Source organism: Paenalcaligenes sp., from assembly GCF_030152715.1.
In the GTDB taxonomy this organism is placed as follows: domain Bacteria; phylum Pseudomonadota; class Gammaproteobacteria; order Burkholderiales; family Burkholderiaceae_B; genus Paenalcaligenes; species Paenalcaligenes hermetiae.
In genome coordinates this window covers 1-8,206 of sequence record NZ_JASLIX010000139.1, presented here as the reverse complement: position 1 = coordinate 8,206, position 8,206 = coordinate 1, and the positions used below count along the sequence as shown (strand labels likewise).

Genomic DNA, 8,206 nt, shown 5'->3' with positions numbered 1-8,206 from the left:
AGCCCGCGAGGATGGAGGCAGGGAGGAACAGCTTTTGGGTCCAGCCCCAATTGATTCGCATGGTCTTGCCCAGCAAGACCATCACGCCTAGCAGCACGAGCGCTAGGCCGACTTGATTGGGTGTCAATGTTCCTCCTTGGGTCTGTTTCCGGTGCGGGGATCTCCCGAGCGAAAAGTGTGAGCCCCGGCGAGGCCTGCTCGAACGGGGCGGGGGTGTGGCGTGGATCACGCCGTTTCTGGGAAGAATACGTTTTTTCTGGGTGTTCCACTAGTTCTTCCTGAACGCCAGCTTGCTAAAAAGCGTGAAAGCGTGCGCTGTCTCACATTATGGTGTAACGCGCGTTATGCGAAATCGGCGGGCGGGCGAGGCGGTGGCTGGCAAAGAAAAAGAGCCTTGGGATCCCCGCTGGCGCGGGGAAGCGGCACATTCGCCGGTGTCTCAAGGCTCATCCCTGCTGTAGTGACGTTGCAGGGAACGTGATCAACAGTACGCACAACGTGTTATCTAGAAATAGTCACTCTGCAGTAAATGAGAGACCGGGGAATGTCTGCAAGGGTTAAAGACCTTGCTCGAATTGCGTAGTGTGGCTATGGTTAGTTTCAACATCGGAAGTAGAGGGGATTGTATGACTTCCTCCGGACATGGCGTTGAGGCATCGAACGCTGGTGAATCGAACACGCCCAACACGCGGGATGCTTTTATCGACAAGCTTGATGCGTGGCTGCGTGGAGTGAGCCCTCAGCTCGCGGCATTGTGGGCGAAGTCCGGGGAAGAGGGGGAGTACCTGAACCTGCCACAACACCTGGCAGATGTGGCCGCGACCGCCGGCGAGGTTTTTGACATCTGGGTCGCGGATGCGACAAAGAATGACCTAAGTGGCGAGTTGGGTATCGATGTGGGGGAGTTGCGCCGCCTCGTGACATGGCTGGCTGGCGGGCATGACGCGGGAAAGGCCACTACGCATTTCCAGGGGCTGCTGGACAAAAAGCCAGGATATGACTACCTGCTTAACGCTGTCGCGGACGCCGGGCTACCGGTCGACACTGGGTATCGAGAGACCAATCTACAAGCGGTGCCGCACAGCGTGGCCTCCGCCGCGTTGCTAGGGGAGTGGCTTGAATCGGAGACCTCGGTGTCTAGCAGTATGCGTAGGCGCTTGCGCTCCATCGTTGGTGCTCATCATGGAATTCCGGCAGATGAGCAACTCCGACGGGATGTTGAGGACGCCCTGGAGGACTATCCGCAACCCTGGCGGGAGGTCCACAAGGAGCTGCTGGACGGATTCGCTGAGTTAACGGAGATTAAGCCGGTTCTGAGCAAGATGTCCACCCCTCGAGCTCCGGAGCTGCAGTTGCTCACGGGCATCGTCGTCTTCGCGGACTGGATTGCCTCCAACGTCGATGCTTTCCCACTTACCCTCCAGTCAATGCCAGAGCGCCTGGAGGGCGGAATGGCGAAAACCGACATCACCTCGCCGTGGAAGCCCACAGAGCCTGCTGAGGATGTCGATGAGTTCTTCCGGCAATCCTTCGCGTGGCCAGCCGAATTCTGTGCCCGTAGCGTGCAGCGCACCATGGTTGAGGCTGCACGCGCCACCGAAGGACCAGCGCTCTACATCCTGGAGGCGGAAACCGGGGTGGGTAAAACCGAAGCTGCACTCGCTGCAGCCCATCAAATCGGCGCCGAGGGAGGTGCCCAGGGCGTCTACTTCGCCGCGCCGACGATGGCAACTGCCAACGGGCTGCTCGACCGCACCATCAACTGGGCGCAGGGGACGACCGGTGGCGGGGTGGCGTCCTTGTATCTGGCGCATTCGAAGAACCAGCTCGCGGAGCCTTACCGAGCGCTGAAGTACAAAGGCATCGCGGAAGATGAGGCAGGCGGCGCTGCTGGGAAAGTTGTCGCCAGCCAGTGGATGAGTGGAAGACGACGCGGACTGCTCTCCAATATCGTCGTCGGCACCGTGGATCAGGTCCTCATGCTGGCGCTGGTGCAGCGGTACTCCATGCTCCGGCACCTCGCGCTAGCGGGGAAGGTCATTATCTTCGACGAGGTTCACTCCTACGACGCCTATACCTCCGACTACCTCAAAACCACCCTCGCGTGGCTCGCCTACTACGGGGCGAGCGTGATCGTCATGACCGCGACGCTGCCCACCCGGCAGCGTGAGGAACTCGCGGAGGCGTATAGCGGTGAGCCGCTGAGGGTCGAGTCCTCCGCATATCCGAGGATCACGGTGGTCACGGAGGAGAAGGACGAGGTCTGGGAACCGGAACCGTCGCCGAGGAATCTCGACGCGAGCGTGCAGGTCATCGGAGATGAGCTCGCTGAGCTGCGGGCGCTGCTTGATCAGCTGCTCGTCGAGGGCGGTTGTGCGCTGGTTATTTGCAACACGATTGCGCGTGCACAGCAGGCATACCAGGAGCTCGCCGAGGATTATCCGGGCGAGGTTGAGCTACACCACGCTGGATTCATGGCCTGGGAGCGCTCGCAACGCGAGGACCGTTTGCGCGAGGAACTTGGGCCTGCGGCGCGCCGGGGAGCCGGGCGGCCTGCGCGGAAGATCGTGGTTGCAACCCAGGTCGCGGAGCAGTCCTTGGACATCGATGCCGACGTTCTGATTACCGACCTGGCTCCCATGGACCTGGTGATTCAGCGTATCGGGCGCATTCACCGCCACCAGAGGCCAACGTTGGACCGGCCAACGTTGTTGCGGGAGCCGCAGGTATTTATCCGCGGTGTTGCGGACAAGGAGGGGGTGCCGGAGCTCGATAGGGGAGCCCAGGCGATTTATGACCCCAAAATCCTCCTTGCCACCTTGCTGCACCTGCCGGAGCGTTTCCGCCGGCCGGACGATACCGCCCCCTTGGTGGAGGCGGTGTACGGGGATGCCCACGCGGTCCCGGAGGAGTGGGCTGAACTCTGGGCAGAGGCGGAAAGTGAGAGCCGGAGCCGAGAGGAACGGGCGCACGGGCGGTCCGCAACGTACCGCGTTCCATCTGCCTTCGATGCGAAGGAGCTCGAGTCACTCTTCCACGGGCCTACTGCTGTGGCGCAGTCACTGGGAGATGAGGAACGGGGTGCTGCACAGGTCCGTGACAGCGAGCCGACCGTCGAGGTTATTCCAGTGGCGAGCACTGACTATGGCTACCGCGCTCTGGCTGCACGGAGTGCTGAACAGTCCGTGGAAATCCTGAGCGGAGTAACGCCCGAATTTCAACAGGCCTGGGATCTAGCTATGAGCACTGTTCGGCTCCCGACACGGATGACGCGCTGGGATGAGGACTTCGACGCGGTCGTCACCCAGCTAGAGGAAGAAACACCACCGGAGTGGCAGGAGCAGTTCCTGCTCAAGGGGCAGTTGGCGCTTCGCCTCGACGACAAGGGAGAGGCTGAGATTGGGAGGTTCCTGGTCCGATACAGCTCGGAGTTGGGCCTTGAGGTCATGCCTAAGCCAAGGGGGTGACCGAGGATCACGGGGAGAGAGCAGTGTGGCCGTTCGAACGCCACTTCGGAGCGACCGGACCGTGTCTGCACCGCAACGTAGGTTATTAGCTAGATCGGAAAAATGATTAATAAACAGGACTAACAGTCAGGGGGTGGGACAGTGAGCGGGAAAGGAGAAACAGTGGGAAGCAACGACACTTTTAACCTCGTGCATGAACCGTGGATCAAGTGCCGAACCGCGGAGGGAAACCAGCTGCTGAGCATCCGCCAGGTGTTCGACGGCAGTGCGAAGCCGCTAGCCGTGGTTGGGGATTCCCCCACGCAGGATTACGCCGTGCTGCGGGTATTGCTCGCCATTTTTTGGCGGGCGCACTACCACGAGTTTGTGCGGTGCTATCCGAGCCCGCGGTCGCGCAAAAAGTTTGAGTGGGACACGTGGTTCCTCGATATGAGGGAAACAGTGCGGCAGACGGGGAAGGACGAGGTCGTGCTCGGCTACCTGGCTGAGGTCGAGAAACGCTTTGACCTGCTGGACCCGACGGTGCCCTTCATGCAGGTAGCAGACCTGCATACGGCGAAGAACACCAACAACGAGATCGCTCGAATTCTGCCGGACTCGGAGGACAGCTACTTCACCATGCGCACGGGGCCAGGCCGGGCGTCGATCAGCTATGACGAAGCGGCCCGCTGGCTTATCCATGCCCAGGCCTACGATTACTCGGGCATTAAATCCGGGGCCGTGGGGGATCCGCGGGTCAAGGGAGGCCGGGGCTACCCCATCGGGCAGGGCTGGTCCGGCCTGACGGGTGGCACCGTGATCCGGGGGGCCAATCTGCTTGAAACTCTCGTGCTGAACACCACGGGGTCGTGCGTGTCCACTGCCGCCGAGACGGATAAGCCAGTCTGGGAACGCGAGCCCGATACCGCCGCGCCTCAGGATCTGGAAGCCACCCAGCCGAAGGGGCCCGCAGACCTGGCGACGTGGCAGTCCCGCAGGATCCGACTCTTCACCGAAGACGGTGCGGTCACCCGGGTGCTCGTGAGTAATGGCGATCGCATCCCGAATGCTGGGCTGAACGTCTTCGGGGACCCAATGACCCCTTATAGGTTCAGTAAAAACAAGTCCAAGAAGGGATTCGAGGCTTACTACCCGCGACCATACGATCAACAGCGAACCACCTGGCGCTCGCTGGATGCCCTCGTCGCGGTGGACGGAGACCCAGGCTTCTCAAGCCGGGAGCTGCCGCCGAAAAGGCCGGACAATGTCGATAACGTCGCGAGAATCCTCGAGGATCGAGAGGTTCTCGACCTGCAGATTGTGTCGATGGCCTACGGCCCGCAGAGCTCCACTTACGGCACGATCGTGAGCTCCTCCATTGGGCTCCCGGTGCATCTGCTCCGGAACTCTGAGTGGAGCCGCGCTATCCGTAACGACGTCCGTAATAGCGCGGAGGCCACGGGGCGGGTGGCGACCGCGGTGGGCGCCTTCGCCGGCCAGCTCTACGTGGCTGCCGGCGGAAAATATGAATTCGGTGCTGATGTCGCGGATCGGCTTTATGCCCAGCTGGAGCCCCGTTTCCACAGCTGGCTACGGGGACTGGATCCGAAGAATATGGCACAGGAAGTGAGCTCCTGGCAGCACACCGTACGTGAGACAGCGCTGGGAGTCGCCCAGAACCTGCTGAACGGGGCGGGACAGAAGGCGCTGATCGGCAGGCTGCTGGACGAGGATTCTGGCGGCCGCGTCGTCAATGCAGGCACAGCATTCCAGCAACTCAAAAGAAAACTCAATGAGGAACTACCTCTCACAGCCCCACAGAAAACGATGAACGAAGAAGGAGAAGGCAATGGCGAGCGAGCTTAAAACAACCGCTCCGTCACTTGGTGCGGCTACGGACGCAGCGGACACGGGAATGGCGGAGACGGCCATCACCACCGCGGAGCAGCGTCCAAACCTGAAATTTGCAGTTGGGCGCACGGCAGAGATCCTGCAACGCGACTACCTCACGGGTGGGAACACTGCGGCAGCCAATGCGCGCGGAACGCTGGCCGAGCTCCGTAAGGCAGGCGCCCTCAAGCTGGAGGAGCACCCCCTCGCGTTGGAGTCCGTACTGATGGCGCTGGTCGTTCCTCTGAGCGAAAGGGAGCAGGGGAAGTCGGACCACGCATCCCCGTCTGAGCGCGCCGCGTTCTATGCACTCACTCTTTTCGGCCAGCACATGCAGAGTTCCCAGCAGCCGCTACATAACGCGGAGCAGTCATTTGCCGCGGCGTGCGGTCGGCTGCACGCCACGGTGGAATCGAAGTCGATCAAGCCGAGGTTCGATGCCATGCAGTCGGCGTTCAACGAGGACACGCGAATGATCCACTTGCGCAATCTCATCGCACTGTTGCGAGACAAGAAGATTGGATTCGATTACGGGCAGTTTGCGCAGGATCTGCGAAGCCTGGAGAACCCCCGCCGGCGTAACGGCGTGCTTCTGCGATGGGGCCGAGATTTCGCCGACGGAACATTCCGTGGCCGAGCCACCACCGAAGAGTCCTAAACAACCACCACGACGACACCGTCGACCACTAATCCGGAAGGAATCACCATGTCCAAGATCATTGATATCTACGCCCTCCAGTCCCTGCCGCCGTCCCTGATTAACCGTGACGACACGGGCGCGCCGAAGAACGCCATCTTTGGCGGCGTGCCGCGGCAGCGCGTCTCCTCCCAGTCCTGGAAGCGCGCGATCCGCCGCTACTTCTTCGAGAATTTCGACGCCGCCAACATCGGCGATCGGTCCAAGCGATTCCCGGAGAAGATCGCGCGCCAGCTCGAAGAGCAGGGCATGGAACAGGGCGCCGCGATCGAGCGAACCGAGCAGCTGTTCAAGGCGATGAAGGTCAAGACTGCCGTCGAGAAGAAAACCAAGGATAAGGACGAGAAGGATGCAGAGGTTGCCTACCCGCAAACTGGCTACCTGCTGTTCTTCAGCCCCCATCAGATCAACAACGCGGTCAAGGCGATCCAGGAGCGCGACGGCAAGAACTTCACCAAGCGTGAGGCGCTGGAGATCCTCGACCAGGAGCACTCGGTGGATATCGCCATGTTCGGCCGCATGGTGGCCGACGATGCCGCCTACAACGTCGACGCCGCTGTGCAGGTCGCTCACGCGCTCGGAATCCACGAGTCCGCACCGGAATTCGACTACTTGACCGCTGTCGATGACCTCGCAGAGAAGGGGGAAGAAACCGGCGCTGGCATGATCACGACAGTGCAGATGATGTCCTCGACGCTGTACCGCTACGCCACCGTCAACCTGGAGGGCCTGGCTGAGAACCTGGACTCCGAGGACGCAGCGAAGCAGGCTGCCGTGGAGTTCGTGGAGGCCTTCATCGCGTCGATGCCGACCGGAAAGATCAACACCTTCGCTAACCAGACCCTGCCGGAGCTCGTCTACGTCGCGGTTCGCGATACCCGCCCGGTCTCCCTGGTGAACGCCTTCGAGGCTCCTGTCGAAGCAACCGAGGACAAGGGCCGCCGTGAGGTCGGTGCCGAGGTGCTGGCCCAGGAGGCCCGGGACGTGGAGAACGTCTACGGTTTCAAGCCGCAGGCATCCTTCGTTATGGGCCTGGGGCAGCTGGCGGAGCCATTCGCCGATATCGCGACCCAGGTGACCCTTCCGGAGCTGAAGGAGCAGCTGGCCGGCGCCATCGATCAGCTCATGGGTGATGAGTAATGGTGCATTCCCTCTTACTACTACTCAAAGGGCCCATGCAGTCCTGGGGCGACGAGTCCCGGTTCAATGTGCGGGCGACGGCTACCACGCCAACCAAGTCCGGCATCGTGGGGCTGATCGCGGCTGCGCAGGGGCGGCGCCGTACTGACGGCGTGGAGGACCTGGCCAAGCTGCGGATGGCGGTGCGTGTTGATCAGTCGGGCAGCCTGCTGCGGGATTATCAGACGGCGCAGCCCTGGCTGAAGAACCCAGGAGCAAACGCCAGCCTCGTGACCAGGTACTTCCTTTCGGACGCGGCGTTCGTCGCGGCGGTCGAATCTGCGGATCGGGAACTGCTGGACGATATGGCGGAGGCCCTGCGCAGGCCCGCTTACCCGCTGTACATGGGTCGCCGGTCTTGCCCAGTGCACCCCGGGCTCGTGATCGGTGTGGTGGATGGCGACGCGGAGTCTGCCCTGCGCGCCCATGACACGTGGCATGCCACCGCGGTGCACCGCAAGGAGTCGCCGAAGCGAGTGTCTTTGGCGATCTACCGGGATGCTAACCCCGGTGAGGGCGGCTCGGTTCCCCGCCAGGACGTGCCGGTTTCTTTCAGCCCGGAGCACCGAAAGTACGGGTGGCGGGAAGTGATTCGTGCCGAGGACGTGGAGATTGACAACCCGGATGGTGACGAGAAGTTCGCGACGGGTGATGTGTTCTTTGAAACGGTGATGCGAGCATGACGACATTCACGAAGATTCGGCTTAACTCTCACCGGAGGGAAGGGCGAAAGCTGCTGAGCGACCCGCAGCGAATGCACGCCGCGGTGCGGGCTGCTTTTCCTCCCGAGCTGGATGAATCGGACTCCAGGGTGCTGTGGCGCGTGGACCAGGGCCAGCACGAGCACGTGCTTTATGTGGTGGGACCAGAGAAGCCGACGGGTGCGGTTCTGGTGGAACAGGCCGGGTGGGACACGCTTCCTGCGCAAACGGCGGACTATTCCCGGTTCCTGGGCAAACTCACTCGTGGGCAGCGGTGGCGCTTCGAGCTGGTG

At 61.9% G+C, this 8,206-nt stretch carries 6 protein-coding genes; all 6 read left to right on the top strand.

The window, feature by feature from the left end:
• The first annotated feature begins 626 nt into the window (after positions 1 to 626).
• On the top strand, positions 627 to 3,467 hold the full coding sequence (cas3, locus tag Q1V74_RS11140) for a CRISPR-associated helicase Cas3' (RefSeq protein ID WP_300648952.1): 2,841 nt from the start codon (positions 627 to 629) through the stop codon (positions 3,465 to 3,467).
• Between the two features lie 162 nt (positions 3,468 to 3,629).
• On the top strand, positions 3,630 to 5,312 hold the full coding sequence (gene casA / locus Q1V74_RS11135; protein WP_300648950.1) for a type I-E CRISPR-associated protein Cse1/CasA: 1,683 nt from the start codon (positions 3,630 to 3,632) through the stop codon (positions 5,310 to 5,312).
• A complete protein-coding gene (casB, locus tag Q1V74_RS11130; protein WP_300648948.1) occupies positions 5,296 to 5,994 on the top strand; it encodes a type I-E CRISPR-associated protein Cse2/CasB in 699 nt (232 codons plus the stop codon). Before casA ends, casB begins: the two co-directional genes overlap by 17 nt.
• A 48-nt stretch (positions 5,995 to 6,042) precedes the next feature.
• Complete coding sequence (gene cas7e, locus Q1V74_RS11125) at positions 6,043 to 7,173, top strand: type I-E CRISPR-associated protein Cas7/Cse4/CasC (protein ID WP_300648946.1); 1,131 nt, start codon at positions 6,043 to 6,045, stop codon at positions 7,171 to 7,173.
• Positions 7,173 to 7,895, top strand: a complete 723-nt coding sequence (gene cas5e / locus Q1V74_RS11120) for a type I-E CRISPR-associated protein Cas5/CasD (protein WP_300648944.1) — start codon at positions 7,173 to 7,175, stop codon at positions 7,893 to 7,895. Before cas7e ends, cas5e begins: the two co-directional genes overlap by 1 nt.
• Positions 7,892 to 8,206 (top strand): type I-E CRISPR-associated protein Cas6/Cse3/CasE (locus Q1V74_RS11115; protein ID WP_300648942.1); only part of this gene is annotated, 315 nt, incomplete at its 3' end. The genes cas5e and Q1V74_RS11115, both read left to right, overlap by 4 nt.